Origin of the sequence: Nonomuraea sp. NPDC048901 (genome assembly GCF_040649695.1) — a bacterium.
GTDB lineage: Bacteria > Actinomycetota > Actinomycetes > Streptosporangiales > Streptosporangiaceae > Nonomuraea.
Genome location: NZ_JBEZFW010000041.1, coordinates 18,358 through 37,176, shown reverse-complemented (window position 1 = coordinate 37,176; position 18,819 = coordinate 18,358). Strand labels below are relative to the sequence as shown.

Here is an 18,819-nt window from a genome sequence, read left to right as displayed (position 1 = left end):
AGCAGGATGTCACCCTGTTGCGCCCCCGCAGGCAGGACGCCGGTGAGGCTCTCGGCGTGGGAGGCGGCCACGAACTCGATGCCGCCGACGGACGTCGCAGGTGCGGGGACGGACGCGACCGCCGCAACCACGGCAGGTGTAGCGGTGGAGCCTGCGATGGTCGTCGCAGACGGGATACTCGCGGTTGCCGACACCACAGACGGGGTCGCGGTAGCGGACGTGCCATCGGACGGGACCGTCAGCGTGAATCCGATACGGGCCGTTGCTGAGATCGTGCCGGAAGCGGTGAAGTTCGCGGCGGACGTCGCGCTCCCGCTCACCAGCGTCCGATAGCCGACCGTCGCGGTCGGGTAGCCGCCGTGGTTGACATCCGCCGACGCAGGCTCGGTGAACCCCGCGGCAACGGTAAGCGTCCGGACGGTGCCTGCGCCGTTGCAGCCCGCGAACCGGACCTCCAGGTCAGTCGACCCGGTCGGGGTGATGCCCGGCGTGGCGATAGCGGTGCCGGTGCCGGAGGTCGAGTTCGCTGTTGTGGACGGTGCGCTTCCGCCCGACACTGCGACCAGGATGCCGACACTGAACGCGGACGAGTGGTGAGACAAGCTGTATGTGGACGGCTCGGATCCGCCCGCCGTTCGCACCCACACCTTGCCGTGCAGGTCGGAGGAGGAGGCGGCGTCGACGCTGCCGATCTGCGTCCAGCCTGAGGGGGTGACCATGTCGGTCAACGCCCCGAAGTCGGCGTACTGGCACAGGACCAGCACGTCTCCGGAGACCACGCCGGACGGTTTGGCGATCGTGTACGGGGTGGTCCCGCTGTCGGCGATGGTGTGGGAGCGGTACGCCGCAGGCACGCCGACCCCCCGACATGCGAAAACCGCCCGGCGGCGGCAGAGTCAGGCGGCGTTTACGCAGATCAGGCTAGGCGAGAGTGATCCGCCAGATCCCCGATGCCGACCAGGTGATTGCCAGCGTCCCGGCGGAAGTGCTGTACGAGCTACCTAGGTCGACTAGGGCATACGCGTTCTTGCCCGCCAGGGTGTTGTCGTAGACAAGAACCCCGCGAGCACCGGTGATGGTGGAGCTGGTCCACGAGGTGTCTGCGGCATCGAACGTGGCGATACCCGACGCGCCGGTGAACGTGGTGGAACCTAGCGTCGCCCCGCCAGCGGTGTAGCCGGTGCCGGACAGTTCGGTTCCGGAGTAGACGCCTGCCGCGTAGGCGGCGCTCGCCGCCGCCGCATTGAAGTCCGGAGTGATCGTTGACGGGTACAGGGCGACCTTGATGGTGTCGCCATCCAGGTTGGCCGCGAGCTGGGTGGTGTCGTAGATGTCGACGACCGTGGCCACGAACAGGCCAGACTGAGTGATCGACACGGCTAAACCTCCTCATCCACGAACGCGTCTCCGCCGACCACGACGCCCTCAGAGCGGCGCTCGGCGCGGGCGGCCCGCAGCGCCTCGGCGGCAGTTTGCTTGGCCGCCCTTGTCTGCTCGGTCGGACTGTTGGCGTACTCCTGCTTGGCGGCTTCGAGGTCGTCTTCGAGGCGGGCTTCCGCTCGCAGCGCGGCGGCGCGAGCCTCTAGCTCCTCGGCAAGATCAAGGCTCGACACGAGAGCCCTCCTTCGGGATGGTGGCGAAGATGGTTTCGGGGCTCTTGATATGCACGCTCTGCTGGTCTCGGCCGTGCTGGATCACGTCGTTGCCGAGCTGGTCGGTGGTCGCCTTGAAGCGCCGGCCAGTGCGGTCGTGGCCTTCGCGTACCTGATCGTGGGTGGCGTGGGTCCAGCCCTGAGGGCGGGTCTGCGGGCTCTTGTCGCGCAGCCACTCGGCGTAGGTCAGGCCCGTGCTCTCGTAGGTCCAGCGGGTCGGCGAAAGGGCCACGCGACCACCTCCGGGCATGCGAAAGAGCCCGCATAGAGGCGGGCATTGGAGGACGCTCAGCGGGTGGAAGAGTGGGCGAAACTCATCGAAGCGATCAGCGGGCTGGTTTCAGGGCTGGCCTGGCCAGTCGCGGTAGTGCTCGCCGTGTGGCTGATCATGCGGCGGCACAACGCGGCGTTCAGCAGGTTGATCGACCGCATCACGTCGTTGCAGTTCCCTGGCGGACAGATCGATCTGGCCGCAGCCGCTGCCGCACGGCGGGAAGAGGTAGATGAGCTCGCAGAGCAGGTGGCCAACCAAGACGTAGCAGAAGATCGGCGGGTGGTAGTACGCGAGCTTGCCGCGTCGGCCGTTGAACTCGGAGCGATCGAACAGTCCCGCAGGATCGCTGACATCCTTGGCTCGCTGTCTAGCGAGACGCAGTCTTCTGCCGTGGAGGCGGCACTTGCCGAACTGGCTGTACGCGGCCACCACCCTCAGCTGTCGGTGCGTGTGCGCGGCACCCGCGTGTAGTCCTCGCCGGAGATCGGCTCGACCTCGTCCGCTTGGAACCAGACCGGGCGCGGCTCCTGAAGGCCGCCACGGTAGCCAGACGAGATCTCCACGATCTCGACGAGGTACTCCCTGGCGCCGTCCGCGTTCTTGCGCCACTCCAGCAGGAAGCCTGCTCCGGAAGGATGGCCGGGAAGTCGTACAGACGGAGGGTCGCCCTGCATGCCGTCGAGGATACCGAGCGGGTCGAACAGCTATTCGAACCGGGTCGGCTCAGTGGAAAATAGATAAAGGCCATACCGGGAAGGTCCGGGTGGTCGCGCTTCCAGCCGCGTGCCACCTCCTCGATCTCAGAGAGGTGAGAGCCGTCCTCACGGACGATGTACGGGCCGAAGAGAGTCCGGTTGTCGCTGCCGTCCCAGGTGGGCGGAGAGTCGCCCCATGTGATGACGAGGAAGACGAAGTGCTCGCAAGGGCTCAGGCATCGCGGGCATCAGACCTCCCACGAGGGCGGCAGCGAGGACAGGGCCACGATGTCGGCGTAGGTGACCGCCTCGCCGGTGACCTCGTCGAAGATCTTGCGTCCGTCCGCGTCGACCTCGAAGAGGTGAACGATCGCGTACGGCGGCTTCCCGTCGCGGCCTTCGTACACCTCGCACCGGTTCCCCTTCTCGGGGTCGATGCCTTCCGCTCGCAGCCACTTCAGGAACGCCTCATACGGGTGGTGACTCTTGTCCTTGCCGCTGCTCGTTCTGGTGTCGACTACCAGGTACGGCTTCACGCTGTCCACGTGATCTCCAGGGGGTTGGAGGTTGATGCGCGCCCAGCTCCCTGGTGACCCCCCACGCGGGGAGTTGGGCACGCGCTCTTGGGGGTGGTGACGGCCTGGCCTACGCCCGTGGACCCCTCAGATCCCGCAGACCAGACCGACACCGGGTGGGGCTCCACGCTGTCTCCCACGGGGGAGGGAAACAGCGGAGCGGGCACGCTCCTTGCACCAGGAGCGCGCGTTCTTGGGATGTCTAGCGGCCTCTAGGCCGCAGCGGAAAGAGAGGCGCGCAGTTCGTCGCGCTCCTCCGGAGTGGACGGCACAGGCTCGCCGCGATGGAGTTGGCGGGCGATCGTGGCGATGTCCAGCCAGTCGTACCAGGCGGTCTTGCCGAGCTTGAGCAGTTTGCGGGCGTGATGCCGGGAAGCCCAGACGCGGACGGTCGGCTCCGGCTTGCCGAGACGCACAGCGGCGGCGGCGATCGTGATCCGCTCAGGACGGTCGGGCATGCTGGACACCCCCAGACATGCGAAAAGGCCCCCGACACGTCCGCGCCTGAGAGCCTTTGATCCCACCTTGATTCCGATTTATAACAGGTCACCAGCCGAAACGCCAACTATGGCGCGCCGGAGCGCGGGTTTCGTGGCCGCCCATCCCGCCGACGTGGCGGGGCGGCGACCACAGTTCAACGGTTCAGGCTCGCCTACTGCCCGCATCGTCCAGTAAGGCGACTCGAACGCCGCCCCGCCGGTAGGTTTTCACCGGCTCGGCCCGGACCTTGGTTAGCTCGCTGTACTCCTCCTGGTCGTACTCGCAGCGGCAGGTACGGCAACGAGCTCCGTCGGGTCGCCCATCATCGTCGAGGACCTCATACAGCTCCGCGAACCCGCAATCGCAGTACACGCCGGACAGGTGACGTGCCGCCTGCTTGGTGTCGGTCAGGAACGCCCGGCACCGATAGGCCAGATGCAGGAGTTCGAGGCCGGCGTCGACTCCGGACAGGTCTTCGATGCTGTCGCCGCGGGGCATTGGTTCGGCGGGCAGGGCGAGCAGCGCGTCGAGGTGGGCGGCGAGGATCGTCCACGCCTGCGTGAGGATCGCACCATCACGCCGGCGCCGGGATGTCACGGTGTCCAGCGCGGCGAGGCGTGCCACAGTACGGACTCGTTCTTCCCACGATACGAGCGTGGCGAGCAGGAGCCGCAGCAGTTCGTCCGCGGGCAGCGACAGAGGTACGGGCGCGGTCTTCGACATGGCGACGATCGGTCCTCCCCCAGCTGCGGCGAACGTCTTGTCGAGCCTTTGGTGGACGCGCACGAACAGCATCGGCAGATCGTTGAGGGCTTTCGCTACGGCGTTGCGGTCCTGGTGACAGAACGCCTGATAGGTGAGGGCCGGGAGACGGACCGTCTTGGCGCCCTGCGCTACCAGGCGCGGGTCGGAGCATCGGTCGCCGCGGGCGCATTCGCGCTGGCCGTTGTCGCGCCAGTGGCCGTCGTCGGCGTTCGGGTCTGAGTGGATCCACACGGTTTGGCCTCCCCGATCAGTACGCTGTGCGGGAAGACCTGTGAGCCTGTGGGGTCTGGTGGGGTTGTGGGCGGTCTCTCGCTGGCGGGCGGGAGGCCGTCTGTCGTTTACCGTCTTCGCTGGTCGGCTGTCTGTCCGTGTTCGATCAGCCACGTTCCCACATCGATCAGCTGGTTGCCGTCCAGGCGGACGCCGACAGCGATCAGGTAGGACTCGCCCGAGCGCGGCCCGTGGTGTAGCTCTACACCGGGCAGGCGGGGATGGCGGGTGATGAGGGCGAGAGAATCGTGCATCGTGCGATCATTATCGCAGATGAGAGTCTGGCGCATGTCGGGACGTGGGATCGGCAGCAATCGTCTCACTGCGTGGTGTGTGTGGCGAGAATGCGCTCCCAGAACGGCTTCAGGTCGTCGCCGCTGATGCGGGCGTAGTGGACGCGGGTGCGGTCTCGGTAGACGGCCACCTCCGTGTACGGGTCGCCGTGGTCAAAGCCGGTGTGGAGGCTGGTCCAGTCGTCGGGGTGCGGTCGCCAGTCGGGGAACGCGATCTGTGCTGCGGTTTCGCGGAGGGTTTTGGTGTGCTGTGGGGGGCGGTTTTGGTGGTGCACTATCCCACATTGGCATGTCGTGTCCATGATCGGACGGTTGACTACTGCTCGTCCTTGAAAAGGGCGGTCGCCAGCGCCCACCACTCTCCTTCGCTCATGGTGGTCACCTCGCCCGCTTGCCATGGGAGTGGATGTTGAACGGCCAGATCCGCAGATCCCACGTCGGCCGGAACGCGCCAGGTTTGCTCTTCATCCAGATGAACGGGCTGCTCAGCGCGGGCTCGAAGCTGATGGAGAACTCCTTGAAGTCGGTGACCAGTTGGTCGCCGTTGATCTTCTGGTAGGTGCGGTCCCAGATCACGGCCGCCGCCTGAACCAGTCGGGGTTGATGCTGCGGTCCGGTTCCATGCGGGGGTAGACATTGACGGTCATGCGCGGCCTGGCGCGGATCTGGGCGAGGCTTGCTTCCCGCTCTGCCCGCATGCGGGCGATCACGTCCATGTCCGGCTCCTCGTACGGCACGCCCGCCAGGTCGTGGAACACCTGGTAGATGCCCGTCTCCAGCAGCTCTATCTGGACCTCCTGCCACGGGGTCGCCTTGCCGAGCGCTCGGGTGAGGACAGCGATTCGGTGGGCGGTGTTCTCGCAGCCGACCGACCAGCAGCCGTTGCGAGCGGCGCACATCGCCTCGTGCAGGTCGCCCCACAAGCGCATCAGCTCATCGGCGGCGGCCTCTTCCAGCGAGGTGAACCCTTCGTGGTCGGCGGAGTCGATCGCCGTCTGCAATTCGGCGGTGCGATCGGTGCTCACGGCGCCTTTCCTTCCGGCGGAGGGAAGATCCGGTGGACGGTCGCGTCCGGCCGATTGTCCTCCCTTGGTCCGTATTTCTGCTCGAAGGCGTCCAACTGTTCCTGGGTGGTCATGTGCCAAGAGTTGATTGCAGATGCGAAACGGCGGTCGTACTCAGCGGCCACCTCCTCGTGATCCCACGTGCGGTCACCTTGCGAGAGCCTGACCGTAATCTCGGAGCCGAGCATTACCCGACGGGCGTACCAGCGTGCATGCGCCCACGTCAGGACTTCGCCCAGCTCCTCCGCCAACGTTGTGGCGTCGATCAATCTTTCGCCGTTGTAGAGCTCCACTGTCCAGGGCTCGTTCGGCCTGACGATCTCCATCGGGTGCGCCTCCTCCAGTAGGTCGGTCTGTCCGTAGCAGTTCCACCCCGCGGGTACTCCGGTGATCCGTATCGGCCGGCGCGGGGTGAGGCCGAGCTTGGATGCGCAGTCCGGCCCGAGACCGAGAGATCGTGACGCCTCGGTGCGCAGCCGGTGTTTACATGCCGCGCACCTGGTCACATGCTGGCGCGAGAAGAACTCATCCAGGTCGAGGGTCAGGGGTTCGTCCATCCGGCTACATGCAACTGCAGCTACGGCAGCCGGGCAGGTGAGCGTAGAGACGCTCGTAGACGAGGTCATACGCATCCGGGGTGCGCAGCATCTCCTCAAACTCGTTGGTGGCCGGCCGGCGCAGTTTGTCTTCTTCACCGTTCAGGTAATGGTCGAACGTGATCGGCTTCCACGAGTCGCCTGGCGGCCGAGCTTCCTGGGTCGGATAGCCACGGCCCCAACCTACAAAGTGACGAATGAACGGTTTGATGGAGCTGTGGAAGAAGCTGTTGGCACACCATCGAGTGTCGTCGTCGGCGACACCCTGAACGGCTTGCTGGACAAGTCGGTCGAGGTCGGCGAGACGGGGCTCAACCTTGGCGATGATCTCCCAGTTAGCAGCAATCATTACCCGTCCTCCTCGGGAATCTCTCTCCACGGCCGACGCTAGCGGTCACAGCCCGTCTCAGGTAGGGCTGGTGTCTCAGGCGGCAGGCTCCAGGTCAGCTCGTACTCGACTCCATCTTCCGACGACGCGTAGCCGCCGGGGCCGTACACGGAGACTCGCTGTGGGCGCCCGTCGCGATCCACTCGGACGTTCAAGGTCACTCCGCCGACGTTCATCCAGTAGACGTGCGCATCCATTTGCTCCACATGCAACCACGAGCCCACCACCAGCTCATCGAACTCGGTGTTCGCCAGGTGGTGGTGCTTGGAGTGCTCCCCGTCTTGGCCTGGGGCGCTGGAGACGTGGTGGGAGGTCCCGTACCGGACGTCGCTGCCAGGCTGCTTGCCAAGCCACTCGTGTACGAGGAGACGCCAGCGGCCACCAGGCCGGCGGAGGTTAGCCATGGTCGACCTCCCGGTGGTCGTCGAGAGCGGCGAGGGTGTCTCGGGCCTGATCTATGGCCTGGACGCGACAGGATGCGGCGATGGTGAGTTCGCACAGGCGACGCACGCGGGCGATGGCTGCCTCGGCACTCTCGGCGCGTTCCTGCCACCGGTCGCGGGCCTTGCACACCTGCTCGTACGCCCACGCTGTTGGGTAGGGCTGACGGTCGTGGGCGATGGCAAGGTCTCGCTCCTCACGCAGTTTCGCCACCTCCTCCTCGCGCAGACCGAGCACGAGCTGGAGCGTGAATTCGAGGTCGATTTCGTCGAGCGTGTTGGTGACAGCGAGCGCGTCGGCGTACCGCCTGCTCATTTCGTCAGACATTAGTCTTCTCCTCGGGTAGGGCGGCACGGAGGCGGGCCTGGGCGCTCACGTAGTCGCTGAAGAGCGGCTCCTCGTCGACGACGTACGTGCGGAGGTCTTCAGCGGATACGACGACCAGCCCTGCGCCGGCCAGAGCGTCCACAGCGATCCTGGCCGCGTCCGCTGCCTCACTCCCGGACAGCATGATCGGCTTGTCCAGCATGGCGTCGGTGAGGGCGCGCTTGCCCAGCCTCAGCCTCAGATGCTCGCGGAGAGCGGCCTCGATCACCTCAACGGGAGTCACGGCTGCCTCCAGTGCGGGCATCCAGCGTGGCAGGCCTGCGGCAGGTGCCCCTCGAACGGCTGGCCGGACAGCGCCGCTGTGGCGTCGTAGTGGCCGCCGTCGAAGATCGCTTCCGCTTCGGGGCTCATCCACATGTGGCCGCCGCCGTGGCCTTCATCGGCGCGCCAGCCGTTCGGGATCTTCTTGATGCACGGGTCGCCGTTGTCCGGGTTCGGGACGGGGCAGGGCATGGCGCCGTCTGACACCTCGGCTGCGGCTTGTACGGCTTCCTCGTCCTTTGAGTCTGCTGACACTGTGTTGGCTCCCTCAAAGGGAGTCTCAAACGCGGGCTCAGGGATGTCAGGCATCGGGCTCTCCGTTCGCGATCTCCAGCAAGACCCGCGCGTGACACCAGTCGCTTTCAGGCCACTCGGGAAGAGGGCACCAGCACGCAAGATCGCGCCCCGCTAGTACGGCGCGAATCTCCTCTATGGACGGGTACTCGATGTCTCGCCACCGTAGGAGGTCGGCCTCGAACTGCTTCGTTGCCTCCACCCTGGCGGTGAAGAGCAGGTTGAACGCTGGGCCGTCCAGATAGCGCGGGCTGCCGGTGACGTGCCACATCGGGTTGCGTTCGTCGTCGAACTTCCTCCGCGTGATGCGGATGTGGTTACCGAAGCGGGTTGGGCGGCCCACATACACGGCGCCCTCCGGCATGGTCCAGCCCTTCGTGCGTCTCCTCTGGATGCGCTGCGGCTTAGGGGTCTCACCCATGGTGGGGCTCCTTCAGCTCGGCTTCCCATCCCTGCACGAACGGGTCATCGGCCGTCTTGCCGGCCGCGTACGACTCGGCGAGGACCATGGCGGTGATGGCCTGGTTGCGGTTGTAGCGTCCCTGCCGGCCGGTGACTGTCCGGGAGCCGTCCGGCTGGAGTTCGGCGACAGTGTCGGATTCGTCGCTCCACATGCGGCCGAGAAGATCGTCGATCGTGGTCGTCACGGGTCAGCTCTCCTTGGGAGCGTCGGAGACCGGCTCGCACACGGTCAGCGTGGAGTAGGCGCGGCCGTGTCTGTGGGTGACGACCCAGCCGGACGCCTCCAGACTGCCGATCAGCGCCTCCCCAGCGGGCGTAGAGCGCGGGTCGTCGTAGCAGTCGCAGAGGATCACACGCACCAACTGGCGGCCGTCATCGAGCCGGACGGTCGGCAGCACCCGATCGACGAACGGCCCGGTCTTGGTTTCGTGGATCGCGTCCTGTACGGCGGTCATGGTGAGGCGGCGCTTGGCCATCCCAAGTCTCCTTGTCGTCGATGGTCTTGGGTCTGGTGCTCCCTCCTGCGTCTGAGGCTGCCCGTCCAAGCCGGGAGGAGAGAGCCGCGATCAGCTGTAGTAGGCGCAGAGCAGCCAACTCGGGCTCTCCTGCTCCGGAGTGATGCCGAGTGTGTCCAGTGCCGCCTTGAGCGTGCGGTTCCACTCCAGGAACTGGCCGAGGTCCGGGGCCACGTCCTGCTTGCCGATCACCAGCGCCTGGTCGTCGCCGACGCTGATCGTCTTGGCGGCGAGGACGTACATCGGGTCCTCGCCGTAGCTGTAGCGCTCGAAGGTGACGCCGAGACGTTCCTTAGCCGCGCTCTCCCGCTTGAAGAAGCCGTCACCCACTCTGGTCTCCCAGGTCTCAGTGAAGCCCGCAGCGGCGAGCAGGTGGCGCTCCGCCTGCGTGATGAAGTCGTCGGCGTCTTCGCTGTCGTCGTACCAGGTGACCTTCTCGGCGTCGATGCCGCCGTACTCGTCGACCTCGCGGAACTTCCAGCCCTCGCCGCCCAGGTCGTAGCCGTAGGCGAGTGCGGCGCTCGGTGAGTTACCCATGTCGATCTCCGTTTAGTTCAGGGGTAGGTCGGCCTTCCCGGCAGGAGCCGGGAGACAGGAAGGTCAGTTCGCGACGTGCAGGCGAGTCGTGGACGGGTGGTCACCGCAGCGCCAACTCCCCGGTGCGCTGAGCTTGCGGCAACCTGGGTGGACGCACATCGCGCCCAATCGCCGATCCATCTCGGCGCACCGGGCGCACGGGCAGAGCTTGGGATGGGACAGGTAGGTCTCGTGCAGCTCGTCGAAGTCGATCGCGGCGAGGTCTACGGTCTCGGTGCTCATGTCGATCTCCAGGGGGTTGGGTGGCCCGACAGGAGGAGCCGGGCCAAAAGGGGGTCAGGCGAGGCCGAACCGCTGCATCTGCCTCACGACAGCCTCAGCGAGGGCCACCCCTTCGAGCCTGTCGACGAGGAACTCCAGATCGTTTGCGAACCTCTCGCGATCAGCAGGCGCGAGGTCGGTGAGCTTTTCGGGAGTGAGGGTTGTCCGCACGGTGGGCTCCTTGCTCGTCGCGGGTTTGGGTGTGGCCCCAGAGGGGTTCCGGGGCCGGGAAAGGTCAGCGGGTGGAGAGGAACTCAGCGAGAGCCAGCAGCGGCGAGGCGGGCGGCTCCGGGTTCGGGTTGGCCGGGGTCGGCAACTCGATGACGACGATCTGCCGGTCCGCCCAGTGGATGAACGCGTCGCTGTCGACCTGGCACAGGTCGATCCAGCGGCCCCCGTCGTCGGTGTGGACGACATAGGCGTTGGTCGCGGTCTTGAGGCAGCGGACGCAGGTGTGACCCTCCGCCACGCGGGTCGCGATCAGTTCGGGAGTCACGTCGTCCGGCCGGGCCGGGGCGGCGGGCAGGTCCAGGATCAGGCTGGGGATCATGCCGTCAGCCCTGGAAGCACTCGAAGTCGAACGTGCAGTCGTTGCCGTCGGAGTCGAGGACCTCGATGTTCCAGGCGACGTCCTCGGAAACCTTCGCGAGGACCCTGCCGACGATCTCGACGCCGGAGGCGGGCAGGTGGCGGACAAGCTTGACGACCGCGACGCTCCCCTTGACATGCGTGTCGTACTGGAGGGTTAACACCTTGGCGAAGCGGCCCTGACGGTCGCGGTTGAGGGTGCCGAGGTCGACGACGGTGGTCATGTTCATCTCCTTGTTGCCGGGGGTCTTGCTCTGGCGTCCGTCCCGGGTCTCGCACTCCGGGTGACTGCTGGTCGGACTGGGGTGGCCCGGGTCGCCCCGGGCCGGAGGGCTGCTACAGGTCGGCGTGGTTGGCGAGCAGCCAGCCGTCGCAGATGCCGCCGATCGTGGTCTCGGGGCATTCGCTGGCGATCCGGGCGACCAAGGCGCACAGCTGGTAGGGGCTGTAGTCGGCGATGCGGTTCTCGGAGGCGGCGTTCATGCGACCGGAGACCATGCACTTGCGGAGGGCGTAGGCGACGGTGTGGATGCGGATGGGCAGGTCGGACATGTCGCTGCGGGAGAGCGCGGCCAGCACCTTGGCGTAGCGGCGGCTGCCGTCGCGGAGTTCGATCCCGTACTCGTCGCGCAGAACGAACTTGCGGGTGCGGGTGCCGACACCGAGGGCCTTGGCGATCTCGCGGGCGGTCATCGTCTCGCTGGCCTCGATCGTCGCGGTCATCTCGTACTCCCTGGTCGCTCTTGCTGATGACTTGAAACTACCAGATTTGGCTTAGCCGTCAAGCCTTCCATAGTCTAGTCGATTGCCTGAGATCTAAACGTGACTAAGCCACAAGCGGCTTGACCGGACCGCCAAGGAAGGTACGCTGATCACGTGACCCACAGACACGACGTCGTCGGATACGCCGAGATCATCGAGCACGCCCTGAAGGACTTCGGCGTCGAGTTCCCCATGAGCACCGTCCGCAACTGGGAGAAGTACCGCCGCGCCTGGGTAGCAAAGGGCTCACCCACGCGCTCCGGCCTACGCCCCCGCGAGATCCCCATGCCGGAACCCATCGCCCACGTGAATGGCGTGCCCGGCTGGTGCTGGCAGGAGATCCGCGCCTGGCTCATCGCCAGCCAGCGGGCCTCCGAGCCCTCCGGGGAGTAGCCCTTCACCGGGACTCCCCCGGCTTACGGGCGAGCCCGTCATGACCGGTCACCAACTGGACTGCCGCAGCGTGCGGGCACGAGCCGGCATCCCCGCACGTACACGACCAGCCCCGCCGACCCAACGTCACCTGATAGGTGCCCGACTGGCCGGCCACGTACGCGATGACGTGACCTGCCCGCCTGCCCGCGTCCTCAGCCGGCGAGGCGGAGACGACCGCGACTCGGCCGTTACGGGCGTAGGCGCAAGCTTGGGAGCGGACATCCGCTGGCATCAGGACGCCTCCCCGGGCTGGTCGGCAGCGACCTCGCGTGGGGCCCGTACCTCGGCCAGCAAGCTCGGCAGGTCGTCCGGCTTCACGAGGACCTCGCGGGCTCGACGGCCGCCGGCCTTCTCGGGGCCGACGACGCCGAGATCCTCCAGGCGGCCGAGTAGCTTGCCTGCGGTGGCGAACCCGACCCGCATCTTCCGCTGGAATCGGGCAGCCGACCCGGAGTTGACCACGAGTTCGATCGCTTCGATCAGCATCGGCAGCGAGACGGTCATCGGGTTGCCGCCTCTCCGGACTGCTGAGCGGCGACCTGGGCGAGCGCTTCACGCAGCCGGTTGATGGACACTCCGCGCTCCCGGTCGGCGCTGTAGAGAAGGCCGAACACCATCCCCGCAACATCGTCGGAGGGGACCGGGGCGAGTTGGCCGGCGGGCTCCACGAGTGCGGCCTTGCCGTCTCGGACCGCCCACGTGGCAGCCACCGTGCCTTCGCCTTCGTCGGTGACGAGCTGGGCGTGCAGGGCCAGGTACGGAAACGCCTCGGCGATGGCGGTCCAGTCTTCGGTGACCTCTTCGACGGACGGCCATTTGCCGATGTTGTAGTTGGAGCAGCCGATCCGGCCCTCCCAGTCGCACCAGCCGTGCGGGCCGCCGATCCACGAGGAAGCGATGCGGGCGTTTCTCAGGTAGTGCAGATCCAGCAGGCCCATTCGGGCTCTCCATGCCTGGTCGGCGGCGTAATGCTCCCGCCAGGACTCCGGGTTGTCGCTGGTGCGGCTGTAGTCGTAGGGGCGTGGGCGGCCGAACTCCTCAGCGAGGTCCTTGACGGTGCGCTCCCACACCCTGTCGTTGATGCATGGGTTCAAGCCGTCGGTGCGGATGAGGATCTCGTTGGCCTGCTCTCGGGTGACGTTCTCGCCGGTGACGAGTAGGCGCGGCCATTTGGTGAGGTCGCTCATCGACTTGCCTCCGTGCTGCTGGTCGGGCAGGTGCAGGTGACGTTCCCGCAGACGCCGCAGCGGGGGCAGGTGCAGGGCCTGTTGCCGCAGATGCACATGTTTTCCACTCCTCTTATCGATCTTGAGTTCGTATGTTGATCTTGATCTCGAACTGACGAGCGCCCCAGAGGGCCGTAGAGACCCCTTGGGAAACCCCGGACGACCTACGAGACCCGAAGCGCCTACAGAGCCGTCAGTGGTGGCTCAGAGGCGCGCGCACGGCCGGTTCCGTCCGAGCCGTGCATGCCGGATGCGAGAGACACGACCTCGAACTGGCCAGCGCGGACCCCGGCGACGAACGCAGCGACCTCCGCCCGGTCGAACCACAGCGTCACATCCGGCTCGTCCCGCAGCCACACCAGCCAGCCGGCGTCGACATCCGCCACCCACAGGACTCCGCCGTAGGTGAGCGTCTGGCCTGTCTTGACTGCGGCCAGGAACGACCACCACGAGGGAACCGGGACGCGCAGGATGGGCGAGGCGTCGCCGAGCTTGGAGTCCCGCACCAAGACGCTGCCAGCGACGGAAGCCACCTCGACGCAGGACGAGGCGCCGTTGCAGTCGCTGGCCGTACGCCACTCGCTCGGGATCATCGTCGGTCTCCTTCGCCGATCGGGTTGAACCTGAGGTTCGCCGCCTCCCACGGTCCGTGAACCGTCGTCAGCGCGGCCAGGTCGTCCAGAACGCACGCCTCCACCGCGACGTCGGCGTCTCCGAACGGCCACACCCCGTCCGCCTCGTCGACCTGCTCGGCCGCCGTCGGCGCCTCGTCCACGACCGTGGCCACATCCCAGAAGCCCGGCGTGCGCGGCCACGGGTACGGGCGGAACGGCCACGTCACGGAGCGCCCATCGACACGGGCAGGAACCCGCGCTTGCTCAGCTCGCCAGCCACCTGTACGCCGGTCACCGAGGCGAGCACCCGGCACATCTCCGTGGCCCGCTCGAACGGGAGGGGCTCCCCCAGCCGGTAGGCCACACGCTCGCCGTTGCGCTGGTAGACGATGGCCGCCTGCCAGCCGAACTGGTAGTGGTCGAACCAGCCCAGGTACGGCAGGTCGAAGTCGACAGCGACCGCCTCGGTCGCGGGCTCGGTGCTAGCCATGGAGAGCCACCTCCTGCGGCGTGACGGTCGGAAATTCGTCCCAGGTGCGGCCGTCCAGCAGGCGGCCGGCGGCCTTCTTGCCGACGCGGGCCATTTCGATGCGGTGCCCGTGCTCGTCCACCGGGTCGCCGACGAGCGCGTGGCCCTTCGGGGAGCGGCCGATGCCCTTCAGACCGGTGGGAGCCCACCCGCCCCACTGCTTGAACAGGTAGGCGACACCCGCCTGCTGGCACTGGTCGCGGAGTTGCCGGAACCAATCAGGGTGCGCCGGCCGAGCACCGGGGCCGGACTCGCCACCCGCGATGACCCAGTCGAGGCGGGGCCCCACGGTGAGCCGCTGCGTGGTCAAGCCCGTTGCGGTCGTCTCTTCCGCGCCCCACCCGGGGCGCCCGTCGAGCCAGTACGTCAGCCGGGGCCTGTGTCCGGGATGGACGAGCGGGCCGAACAGGTCGATGGGGCCGAGGAGGGGTTCGGCGGAGATGAACCGGACGGCGGCCGGGGTGTCGAGCAGGGCGGGGATGCGGATGTCGGCCCACTTCTGGTCTTCGCAACTGACTCCCACCCACACGTTGCGGAGCGGCTTGGCGAAGTTGCTCCACCATTGCCGTTGCCATGCACGGCGCCGCGGGCCGGAGATCGGTGACGCCTCGTCGTTCATGAGATCGGCCTCGGCCGCCTCGCACATCAACCGGAAGTCGGCCTTGTTGAGCAGGCTCTTCATCCGAGCGTGGCGCTTGGTCAGCACCTGGAAAGTGTGCTGTGGCGCGTTGGCCATGACCGCGAACACTCGGGCGATGAACTCGTCCGGCACGCGCTCGTGGAACAGGTCGCTGAGGCTGTTGACGAAGATCCGCTTGGGCTTGCGCCACCTGAGCGGCTGGTCAAGCCGATCCGCCAAGAGGTTTACCTTGCCCGTCCAGTCGATCCCCTTCTCGGTGCGCTCGGTGAGGCCAGCGAACGCGGCGGCCACCTTCGGGTGCGGATTCGCGGCGCGGATGTGCGCCTGCGTGATCGCATAGCAGCCACCTGGGTCGTCCCCGTCGAAACGGGGCATGCCGCAGCCAGGAGATACCCGGTCGCAGCCGATGACGACGTTCCACGTCGCATCGCTCCACTCGATCTTGGTGTTGTCGGCCATCTCGGCTCTCCTAGGGGATCGTTTCTGGCGGGATGTTGCTCGGATCGGCTTCGCTGACGAAGGTGTCGTCGGCGACCATGAGGATCAGCGCCCATCGGCGCATCCCCAGCAGCCGGTACCAGTGCGAGCGGTTCTGATTGCGGCGGGCGGTGTTGGCCAGTTCCCAGCCCTGCCGCCTACGAAGGCTGATCTTGAGCACGGTTCGCCTCCGTCGTGACCTCGCGGACATGAGCGAGGTGCTCGCTGATCAGGAGCTCGGTGGAACCCTGAGTCCAGCGAGATGGAGGCACCCACCCGCAGCGGCACGTCAGGGAGACGGTGGTCGTCGCTCGCGAGCCACGCCCCCGGGTGTCGTAGGTCAGGTTGAACTCGTGCGCCGCCACGATCTCGGCGTGGACGGGGCAACCATCCACGTACAGGGAACTGAACCAGTCGTCGGTTCCTGCGGGCGCGCTGGCAGCGCAGGCGGTTGCGTCGCAGTGCCAGATCTCGACGCGGGTCGCGGTCACCTGGTCTCCTTCGTGTCTGTCCGGTTAACGGCTGATGCGCCGCCATCCCCAGGCGTTTGCACAGGTTGTGGACTGTTTGGGCGGTCCGGCAGTCCAGAGCGGGAGTCGAGCCAGCACAGGACCCGTGACGCGTTGGACATCACCAGGTCCTCGCCGTTCTCCAATCGGGAGACGGTGGAGAAGCTGACACCGATCTGCTCGGCGGCGGCCCGCTGGGATAGTCCGCGTGCCCGCCGCATCTCGCGCACCAGGATCGGCAACGAGGTCAGCACCTCGGCGAGCTCCGGGTACGGGGTGGGCTGATCGTTCACGAGCCCTCCTTCCGGTCTTGCGCTCCAGGGGTGCCGAGCCACCGCAGGACAGCGACCGCAATGTCCACGCGGAAACACTCCCCGGCTTCGATACGGCCCAGCGTCGACCGCGAGTAGCCGATCTGCTCTGCCGCCGACCGAAGGCTCAGCTCGCGGTCCTCACGCGCCTCCCGCAGCAGCGTCGGGAGGTCGACCAGGAGGCCGGCCACGGCGGCGTACGGGGCAGGGCGGGCGGAGGGTCGAGGTGTCACAGCGCCTCCTCGATCGGGTCTGGCGATCCGGGGCTGACCAGCTCGGCTGCGGACCCGTCGGCCATCTCGGCGACGAGCTGGGCTAGGTTCTCCTCCGCCTGACGCCGCGAGATCGGCCGCCGAGCGGGATGCCGTACGCCTACCGGCCACGCCTCGACGCTCACCCGCCGCACCAGCTCGGCGTGAGCGCACTCCCCGCACAGCGGCTCCTCCGCCGCAGAGTGCGCGATCAGCCCGAGATGCGTGCCGCACACCTGGCGGTAGGTGGTGGCGGTCACGGCGTGCTCGCGTTCTCGTCGGCCTTCAGCCTGGAAGCAGCCGCAGCACACGCCTCCCGCGCCGCCTCCAGCTCGTCGGCGTGCCGCTCCGGATCGACCCCGCGGCCAACCGGCGGACCCCACGAGATCGGAGCCTGCGCCGGCGTCGGACGCCAACCGCGCAACCGCAGCGCCAGGATGTACTCCTGCGCGAACGGCTCCACGTCGGGCCGGTCCTCGCCGCTGGCCTCGTCGCGCTGGCGGAGCCGGTAGACGAGAGCAGCAACGGCCTCCCGCGTGGCCTTGTCCAAGTCGCTCATGACGCGTCCCCGATCGCCCGGGGCTGCCCGTCACCTTCGAGCAGACCAGCCGCCCGAAGACGCGCCTCATGAGCCGGAACCGACAACCGGCGCCCGTCCGCGTCCACGCACACCGCGCCAGGCAGGGCACGGCACGGCGGCCACGGACACGCCACCCGGAACGCCTCGATCCGGATCGGACTGTGATCCTCGCCGCGCTCCTCGATGTACTCCTCGGACGGCTCGACCTTCGCCGCGATCTGCTTCGGCAGCGAGAAGCCGCGGGCCAGCTTCTTCACCGCGTCCTGGATCGCCTCCAGGTACGGGCCCGGCTCGTCGGCCAGCTCGGCGTCGGGCGCCGGCACGATCTCCCGCGCCAGCCGCGCTTCACGGATCGCCTTCACCCGCTTGCGGACATGGGCGGGCATCAGCCAGTCGGTGCTCTCGCAGTAGTGCCCCACCACTGCGTCCTGAGCATCGAGGATGTCCAGGTCCTTGACGGCCGCATGCCAGGCGACCACGTCGGCCTCGCCGACCTTCCGCCGGTCGTACGCGGCGGCGGTGGTGAGTAGATCAATCACCTCTTCGGGGGTCATCTCGTGATCTCTCCTTGGATCGTCGGGGGATGTTGTGCCTGCTGGGAGGCGAATTTGGCCTTGAGAGCTTGGGCTTGAGCCACCCGCTCATCGGTGGTCGAACGGGTCAGTGCCGTCACGGAGCCCGGCGGCCGGAGCTGGCGAACGTTGCTCGGGCGGTCGCGCGCCCAGCCCTTCTGGCGGAGCATCCACGCATGCCAGGACCGCTCCCAGCCAGGCCGTTTGATCTCGGGCCTGTCGAGAAAGTGGATGATGAACAGCTGGGTTTCGAGATCGATGTCAACGAACGGAACCTCTTCGAGCGCCCACGCCCTCATCTCGTCGGTGACTGTGAAGTCCGCGGGAAGCGAGGTCTTCGGGACCGCCGGTTTGGGGTCCTTAGGCTTGGCGGCTTTGCGCTTGCGCTTGGGCGCCGCCTCGGCGCTGGCTTCATCGACTTTCAAGAAATCTTCACCGTCGGGGCGTGGGGGAACTTCCTCCCCCACACCCCCTACTACCTTGGCGTACCGCTTATGCGGACCCTTTTCTTTGTCATTCGGTCCGCCTGTTCGGACCTCATCGGTCTCTAAAGCGTCCTGCAGATCGGACCCAAACATTGTTTCGGTACGGCTAGGCGGACCCTTTGGTTCGGCTATAGCGTCCTGCAGATCGGACCCAAAGTGTTCACTTTCGGTACGCATAGCCGGACCCTTCCCAGCCTCAGGAGACCCCTCAATAAGGTCCGAACATGCGGACCCTTTTACGGCGGCGGCGTACACCGCCGTGTGCCTCTTCTTGCCTGCCGACAGCCGGATCAGAAAGCCCATCTCGACCGCTTCCGTGATCCGTTCCGACACACGCGCTGGCGCCCGCCCGATGCGACCCGCAAGGTCCACGCGAGGCACAGAGACGCGGCCGGAGGGATCCATCTCCTCCAGCCCCATCGAAATCAGGAGGATCTTCACCGACTCCGTGATCTGCGCCGTACGGAGGACCTCACGGAGCCAGAACGCGCGAAATGTGCCATCGCTCAGGCCGTTGAGGGCGTCTTGATCGTTCACCTCTGCGAGGTCTCCCTTTGTGCTAGTGGTGCA

Annotated in this window: 44 protein-coding genes; 2 read left to right on the top strand and 42 right to left on the bottom strand. The window is 67.1% G+C overall.

What is annotated here, in order from left to right; all coding sequences use genetic code 11:
• The 4 genes from AB0C30_RS58460 to AB0C30_RS58445 form a co-directional block, all read right to left on the bottom strand.
• The coding region (locus tag AB0C30_RS58460) for a hypothetical protein (protein WP_357961986.1) at positions 1-854 on the bottom strand (854 nt) is incomplete at its 3' end.
• A gap of 67 nt (positions 855-921) precedes the next feature.
• On the bottom strand, positions 922-1,377 hold the full coding sequence (locus AB0C30_RS58455; RefSeq protein ID WP_357961983.1) for a hypothetical protein: 456 nt from the start codon (positions 1,375-1,377) through the stop codon (positions 922-924).
• 2 nt (positions 1,378-1,379) lie between these two features.
• Positions 1,380-1,613: a hypothetical protein gene (locus AB0C30_RS58450; protein ID WP_357961981.1), complete on the bottom strand. Its 234-nt coding sequence runs from the start codon at positions 1,611-1,613 to the stop codon at positions 1,380-1,382.
• Positions 1,600-1,884, bottom strand: a complete 285-nt coding sequence (locus tag AB0C30_RS58445; RefSeq protein WP_357961978.1) for a hypothetical protein — start codon at positions 1,882-1,884, stop codon at positions 1,600-1,602. The genes AB0C30_RS58450 and AB0C30_RS58445 overlap by 14 nt, the downstream gene beginning before the upstream one ends.
• A 63-nt stretch (positions 1,885-1,947) precedes the next feature.
• Between AB0C30_RS58445 and AB0C30_RS58440 the strand changes: the two genes are divergently transcribed.
• The gene (locus AB0C30_RS58440; RefSeq protein ID WP_357961975.1) at positions 1,948-2,397 is read left to right on the top strand and encodes a hypothetical protein; all 450 of its coding nucleotides are present in this window, start codon (positions 1,948-1,950) and stop codon (positions 2,395-2,397) included.
• Here AB0C30_RS58440 and AB0C30_RS58435 read toward each other — a convergent pair.
• From AB0C30_RS58435 to AB0C30_RS58325, 23 genes are all read right to left on the bottom strand, one after another.
• A complete protein-coding gene (locus AB0C30_RS58435) occupies positions 2,361-2,600 on the bottom strand; it encodes a hypothetical protein (protein ID WP_357961972.1) in 240 nt (79 codons plus the stop codon). The two genes, AB0C30_RS58440 and AB0C30_RS58435, sit on opposite strands and share 37 nt — an antisense overlap.
• A 269-nt stretch (positions 2,601-2,869) precedes the next feature.
• Positions 2,870-3,166 (bottom strand): hypothetical protein, encoded by a 297-nt coding sequence (locus AB0C30_RS58430; RefSeq protein ID WP_357961969.1) that lies wholly within the window; start codon positions 3,164-3,166, stop codon positions 2,870-2,872.
• A 242-nt stretch (positions 3,167-3,408) separates the two neighbouring features.
• Positions 3,409-3,654 carry a hypothetical protein gene (locus tag AB0C30_RS58425; RefSeq protein ID WP_357961966.1) on the bottom strand — a complete coding sequence of 82 codons (246 nt, stop codon included), beginning with the start codon at positions 3,652-3,654 and terminating at the stop codon, positions 3,409-3,411.
• A 184-nt stretch (positions 3,655-3,838) separates the two neighbouring features.
• Positions 3,839-4,672: a hypothetical protein gene (locus AB0C30_RS58420; protein ID WP_357961963.1), complete on the bottom strand. Its 834-nt coding sequence runs from the start codon at positions 4,670-4,672 to the stop codon at positions 3,839-3,841.
• A 107-nt stretch (positions 4,673-4,779) separates the two neighbouring features.
• Entirely contained in the window at positions 4,780-4,965 is a 186-nt protein-coding gene (locus tag AB0C30_RS58415; protein WP_357961961.1) for a hypothetical protein, read from the bottom strand.
• Positions 4,966-5,030: 65 nt separating this feature from the next.
• Positions 5,031-5,279 (bottom strand): hypothetical protein, encoded by a 249-nt coding sequence (locus AB0C30_RS58410; protein ID WP_357961958.1) that lies wholly within the window; start codon positions 5,277-5,279, stop codon positions 5,031-5,033.
• A 103-nt stretch (positions 5,280-5,382) separates the two neighbouring features.
• A complete protein-coding gene (locus tag AB0C30_RS58405) occupies positions 5,383-5,580 on the bottom strand; it encodes a hypothetical protein (RefSeq protein WP_357961955.1) in 198 nt (65 codons plus the stop codon).
• A complete protein-coding gene (locus AB0C30_RS58400; protein ID WP_357961952.1) occupies positions 5,577-6,029 on the bottom strand; it encodes a hypothetical protein in 453 nt (150 codons plus the stop codon). Before AB0C30_RS58400 ends, AB0C30_RS58405 begins: the two co-directional genes overlap by 4 nt.
• Entirely contained in the window at positions 6,026-6,625 is a 600-nt protein-coding gene (locus AB0C30_RS58395; RefSeq protein ID WP_357961949.1) for a DUF6011 domain-containing protein, read from the bottom strand. The genes AB0C30_RS58400 and AB0C30_RS58395 overlap by 4 nt, the downstream gene beginning before the upstream one ends.
• Positions 6,626-6,629: 4 nt before the next feature.
• Entirely contained in the window at positions 6,630-7,013 is a 384-nt protein-coding gene (locus tag AB0C30_RS58390; RefSeq protein ID WP_357961946.1) for a hypothetical protein, read from the bottom strand.
• A gap of 38 nt (positions 7,014-7,051) precedes the next feature.
• The gene (locus AB0C30_RS58385; protein ID WP_357961943.1) at positions 7,052-7,456 is read right to left on the bottom strand and encodes a hypothetical protein; all 405 of its coding nucleotides are present in this window, start codon (positions 7,454-7,456) and stop codon (positions 7,052-7,054) included.
• Entirely contained in the window at positions 7,449-7,820 is a 372-nt protein-coding gene (locus tag AB0C30_RS58380; protein ID WP_357961941.1) for a hypothetical protein, read from the bottom strand. The genes AB0C30_RS58385 and AB0C30_RS58380 overlap by 8 nt, the downstream gene beginning before the upstream one ends.
• Positions 7,813-8,103: a hypothetical protein gene (locus AB0C30_RS58375; protein WP_357961938.1), complete on the bottom strand. Its 291-nt coding sequence runs from the start codon at positions 8,101-8,103 to the stop codon at positions 7,813-7,815. The genes AB0C30_RS58380 and AB0C30_RS58375 overlap by 8 nt, the downstream gene beginning before the upstream one ends.
• Positions 8,100-8,396, bottom strand: coding sequence for a hypothetical protein (locus AB0C30_RS58370; RefSeq protein ID WP_357961936.1), 297 nt, complete (start codon positions 8,394-8,396; stop codon positions 8,100-8,102). Before AB0C30_RS58370 ends, AB0C30_RS58375 begins: the two co-directional genes overlap by 4 nt.
• Positions 8,397-8,442: 46 nt before the next feature.
• Positions 8,443-8,856 (bottom strand): DUF4326 domain-containing protein, encoded by a 414-nt coding sequence (locus tag AB0C30_RS58365; protein ID WP_357961933.1) that lies wholly within the window; start codon positions 8,854-8,856, stop codon positions 8,443-8,445.
• Positions 8,849-9,082, bottom strand: a complete 234-nt coding sequence (locus tag AB0C30_RS58360) for a hypothetical protein (RefSeq protein ID WP_357961931.1) — start codon at positions 9,080-9,082, stop codon at positions 8,849-8,851. Before AB0C30_RS58360 ends, AB0C30_RS58365 begins: the two co-directional genes overlap by 8 nt.
• A 3-nt stretch (positions 9,083-9,085) precedes the next feature.
• On the bottom strand, positions 9,086-9,373 hold the full coding sequence (locus tag AB0C30_RS58355; protein ID WP_357961929.1) for a hypothetical protein: 288 nt from the start codon (positions 9,371-9,373) through the stop codon (positions 9,086-9,088).
• 90 nt (positions 9,374-9,463) lie between these two features.
• On the bottom strand, positions 9,464-9,949 hold the full coding sequence (locus AB0C30_RS58350; RefSeq protein ID WP_357961926.1) for a hypothetical protein: 486 nt from the start codon (positions 9,947-9,949) through the stop codon (positions 9,464-9,466).
• A 63-nt stretch (positions 9,950-10,012) separates the two neighbouring features.
• Positions 10,013-10,231: a hypothetical protein gene (locus AB0C30_RS58345; RefSeq protein ID WP_357961923.1), complete on the bottom strand. Its 219-nt coding sequence runs from the start codon at positions 10,229-10,231 to the stop codon at positions 10,013-10,015.
• Between the two features lie 54 nt (positions 10,232-10,285).
• A complete protein-coding gene (locus AB0C30_RS58340) occupies positions 10,286-10,441 on the bottom strand; it encodes a hypothetical protein (RefSeq protein ID WP_357961920.1) in 156 nt (51 codons plus the stop codon).
• A 64-nt stretch (positions 10,442-10,505) separates the two neighbouring features.
• On the bottom strand, positions 10,506-10,820 hold the full coding sequence (locus tag AB0C30_RS58335; protein ID WP_357961918.1) for a hypothetical protein: 315 nt from the start codon (positions 10,818-10,820) through the stop codon (positions 10,506-10,508).
• Positions 10,821-10,824: 4 nt separating this feature from the next.
• The gene (locus AB0C30_RS58330) at positions 10,825-11,082 is read right to left on the bottom strand and encodes a hypothetical protein (RefSeq protein WP_357961915.1); all 258 of its coding nucleotides are present in this window, start codon (positions 11,080-11,082) and stop codon (positions 10,825-10,827) included.
• Between the two features lie 112 nt (positions 11,083-11,194).
• Positions 11,195-11,581, bottom strand: coding sequence for a hypothetical protein (locus AB0C30_RS58325; protein ID WP_357961912.1), 387 nt, complete (start codon positions 11,579-11,581; stop codon positions 11,195-11,197).
• A gap of 153 nt (positions 11,582-11,734) precedes the next feature.
• On the opposite strand from AB0C30_RS58325, the gene AB0C30_RS58320 reads away from it, so the two are divergent.
• Positions 11,735-12,013: a hypothetical protein gene (locus AB0C30_RS58320; RefSeq protein WP_357961909.1), complete on the top strand. Its 279-nt coding sequence runs from the start codon at positions 11,735-11,737 to the stop codon at positions 12,011-12,013.
• A gap of 4 nt (positions 12,014-12,017) precedes the next feature.
• Here AB0C30_RS58320 and AB0C30_RS58315 read toward each other — a convergent pair whose 3' ends face one another.
• The 15 genes from AB0C30_RS58315 to AB0C30_RS58245 all read right to left on the bottom strand — a co-directional run bounded on the left by AB0C30_RS58315 (position 12,018) and on the right by AB0C30_RS58245 (position 18,786).
• Complete coding sequence (locus AB0C30_RS58315; protein ID WP_357961906.1) at positions 12,018-12,287, bottom strand: hypothetical protein; 270 nt, start codon at positions 12,285-12,287, stop codon at positions 12,018-12,020.
• Entirely contained in the window at positions 12,287-12,559 is a 273-nt protein-coding gene (locus tag AB0C30_RS58310; protein WP_357961903.1) for a DNA translocase FtsK, read from the bottom strand. Before AB0C30_RS58310 ends, AB0C30_RS58315 begins: the two co-directional genes overlap by 1 nt.
• Positions 12,556-13,338 (bottom strand): hypothetical protein, encoded by a 783-nt coding sequence (locus tag AB0C30_RS58305; protein WP_357961900.1) that lies wholly within the window; start codon positions 13,336-13,338, stop codon positions 12,556-12,558. Before AB0C30_RS58305 ends, AB0C30_RS58310 begins: the two co-directional genes overlap by 4 nt.
• Before the next feature lie 125 nt (positions 13,339-13,463).
• Positions 13,464-13,874 (bottom strand): DUF397 domain-containing protein, encoded by a 411-nt coding sequence (locus tag AB0C30_RS58300; protein ID WP_357961897.1) that lies wholly within the window; start codon positions 13,872-13,874, stop codon positions 13,464-13,466.
• Positions 13,871-14,122, bottom strand: a complete 252-nt coding sequence (locus tag AB0C30_RS58295) for a hypothetical protein (RefSeq protein ID WP_357961894.1) — start codon at positions 14,120-14,122, stop codon at positions 13,871-13,873. Before AB0C30_RS58295 ends, AB0C30_RS58300 begins: the two co-directional genes overlap by 4 nt.
• Positions 14,119-14,385: a hypothetical protein gene (locus AB0C30_RS58290; RefSeq protein WP_357961891.1), complete on the bottom strand. Its 267-nt coding sequence runs from the start codon at positions 14,383-14,385 to the stop codon at positions 14,119-14,121. Before AB0C30_RS58290 ends, AB0C30_RS58295 begins: the two co-directional genes overlap by 4 nt.
• Positions 14,378-15,523: a phage Gp37/Gp68 family protein gene (locus AB0C30_RS58285; protein WP_357961889.1), complete on the bottom strand. Its 1,146-nt coding sequence runs from the start codon at positions 15,521-15,523 to the stop codon at positions 14,378-14,380. Before AB0C30_RS58285 ends, AB0C30_RS58290 begins: the two co-directional genes overlap by 8 nt.
• Positions 15,524-15,533: 10 nt before the next feature.
• Positions 15,534-15,722: a hypothetical protein gene (locus tag AB0C30_RS58280; protein WP_357961886.1), complete on the bottom strand. Its 189-nt coding sequence runs from the start codon at positions 15,720-15,722 to the stop codon at positions 15,534-15,536.
• A complete protein-coding gene (locus AB0C30_RS58275; RefSeq protein WP_357961883.1) occupies positions 15,700-16,032 on the bottom strand; it encodes a hypothetical protein in 333 nt (110 codons plus the stop codon). The genes AB0C30_RS58280 and AB0C30_RS58275 overlap by 23 nt, the downstream gene beginning before the upstream one ends.
• Positions 16,029-16,343 (bottom strand): helix-turn-helix domain-containing protein, encoded by a 315-nt coding sequence (locus tag AB0C30_RS58270; protein ID WP_357961880.1) that lies wholly within the window; start codon positions 16,341-16,343, stop codon positions 16,029-16,031. Before AB0C30_RS58270 ends, AB0C30_RS58275 begins: the two co-directional genes overlap by 4 nt.
• Complete coding sequence (locus AB0C30_RS58265) at positions 16,340-16,594, bottom strand: helix-turn-helix transcriptional regulator (RefSeq protein WP_357961877.1); 255 nt, start codon at positions 16,592-16,594, stop codon at positions 16,340-16,342. The genes AB0C30_RS58270 and AB0C30_RS58265 overlap by 4 nt, the downstream gene beginning before the upstream one ends.
• Entirely contained in the window at positions 16,591-16,872 is a 282-nt protein-coding gene (locus tag AB0C30_RS58260) for a hypothetical protein (RefSeq protein WP_357961874.1), read from the bottom strand. Before AB0C30_RS58260 ends, AB0C30_RS58265 begins: the two co-directional genes overlap by 4 nt.
• On the bottom strand, positions 16,869-17,171 hold the full coding sequence (locus AB0C30_RS58255; RefSeq protein WP_357961871.1) for a hypothetical protein: 303 nt from the start codon (positions 17,169-17,171) through the stop codon (positions 16,869-16,871). The genes AB0C30_RS58260 and AB0C30_RS58255 overlap by 4 nt, the downstream gene beginning before the upstream one ends.
• Positions 17,168-17,746, bottom strand: a complete 579-nt coding sequence (locus tag AB0C30_RS58250) for a hypothetical protein (RefSeq protein WP_357961868.1) — start codon at positions 17,744-17,746, stop codon at positions 17,168-17,170. The genes AB0C30_RS58255 and AB0C30_RS58250 overlap by 4 nt, the downstream gene beginning before the upstream one ends.
• Positions 17,743-18,786: a hypothetical protein gene (locus tag AB0C30_RS58245; protein WP_357961865.1), complete on the bottom strand. Its 1,044-nt coding sequence runs from the start codon at positions 18,784-18,786 to the stop codon at positions 17,743-17,745. The genes AB0C30_RS58250 and AB0C30_RS58245 overlap by 4 nt, the downstream gene beginning before the upstream one ends.
• Between the last annotated feature and the right edge of the window lie 33 nt (positions 18,787-18,819).

Coding starts and splice junctions, on each gene's coding strand:
- AB0C30_RS58395 (WP_357961949.1), bottom strand. CDS start 6,625: ATGGACGAACCCCTGACCCTCGACCTGGATGAGTTCTTCTCGCGCCAG.
- AB0C30_RS58315 (WP_357961906.1), bottom strand. CDS start 12,287: ATGCCAGCGGATGTCCGCTCCCAAGCTTGCGCCTACGCCCGTAACGGC.
- AB0C30_RS58355 (WP_357961929.1), bottom strand. CDS start 9,373: ATGGCCAAGCGCCGCCTCACCATGACCGCCGTACAGGACGCGATCCAC.
- AB0C30_RS58335 (WP_357961918.1), bottom strand. CDS start 10,820: ATGATCCCCAGCCTGATCCTGGACCTGCCCGCCGCCCCGGCCCGGCCG.
- AB0C30_RS58310 (WP_357961903.1), bottom strand. CDS start 12,559: ATGACCGTCTCGCTGCCGATGCTGATCGAAGCGATCGAACTCGTGGTC.
- AB0C30_RS58380 (WP_357961941.1), bottom strand. CDS start 7,820: ATGTCTGACGAAATGAGCAGGCGGTACGCCGACGCGCTCGCTGTCACC.
- AB0C30_RS58365 (WP_357961933.1), bottom strand. CDS start 8,856: ATGGGTGAGACCCCTAAGCCGCAGCGCATCCAGAGGAGACGCACGAAG.
- AB0C30_RS58325 (WP_357961912.1), bottom strand. CDS start 11,581: ATGACCGCGACGATCGAGGCCAGCGAGACGATGACCGCCCGCGAGATC.
- AB0C30_RS58285 (WP_357961889.1), bottom strand. CDS start 15,523: ATGGCCGACAACACCAAGATCGAGTGGAGCGATGCGACGTGGAACGTC.
- AB0C30_RS58300 (WP_357961897.1), bottom strand. CDS start 13,874: ATGATCCCGAGCGAGTGGCGTACGGCCAGCGACTGCAACGGCGCCTCG.
- AB0C30_RS58345 (WP_357961923.1), bottom strand. CDS start 10,231: ATGAGCACCGAGACCGTAGACCTCGCCGCGATCGACTTCGACGAGCTG.
- AB0C30_RS58255 (WP_357961871.1), bottom strand. CDS start 17,171: ATGAGCGACTTGGACAAGGCCACGCGGGAGGCCGTTGCTGCTCTCGTC.
- AB0C30_RS58385 (WP_357961943.1), bottom strand. CDS start 7,456: ATGGCTAACCTCCGCCGGCCTGGTGGCCGCTGGCGTCTCCTCGTACAC.
- AB0C30_RS58290 (WP_357961891.1), bottom strand. CDS start 14,385: ATGGCTAGCACCGAGCCCGCGACCGAGGCGGTCGCTGTCGACTTCGAC.
- AB0C30_RS58350 (WP_357961926.1), bottom strand. CDS start 9,949: ATGGGTAACTCACCGAGCGCCGCACTCGCCTACGGCTACGACCTGGGC.
- AB0C30_RS58250 (WP_357961868.1), bottom strand. CDS start 17,746: ATGACCCCCGAAGAGGTGATTGATCTACTCACCACCGCCGCCGCGTAC.
- AB0C30_RS58425 (WP_357961966.1), bottom strand. CDS start 3,654: ATGCCCGACCGTCCTGAGCGGATCACGATCGCCGCCGCCGCTGTGCGT.
- AB0C30_RS58330 (WP_357961915.1), bottom strand. CDS start 11,082: ATGACCACCGTCGTCGACCTCGGCACCCTCAACCGCGACCGTCAGGGC.
- AB0C30_RS58390 (WP_357961946.1), bottom strand. CDS start 7,013: ATGATTGCTGCTAACTGGGAGATCATCGCCAAGGTTGAGCCCCGTCTC.
- AB0C30_RS58415 (WP_357961961.1), bottom strand. CDS start 4,965: ATGCACGATTCTCTCGCCCTCATCACCCGCCATCCCCGCCTGCCCGGT.
- AB0C30_RS58435 (WP_357961972.1), bottom strand. CDS start 2,600: ATGCAGGGCGACCCTCCGTCTGTACGACTTCCCGGCCATCCTTCCGGA.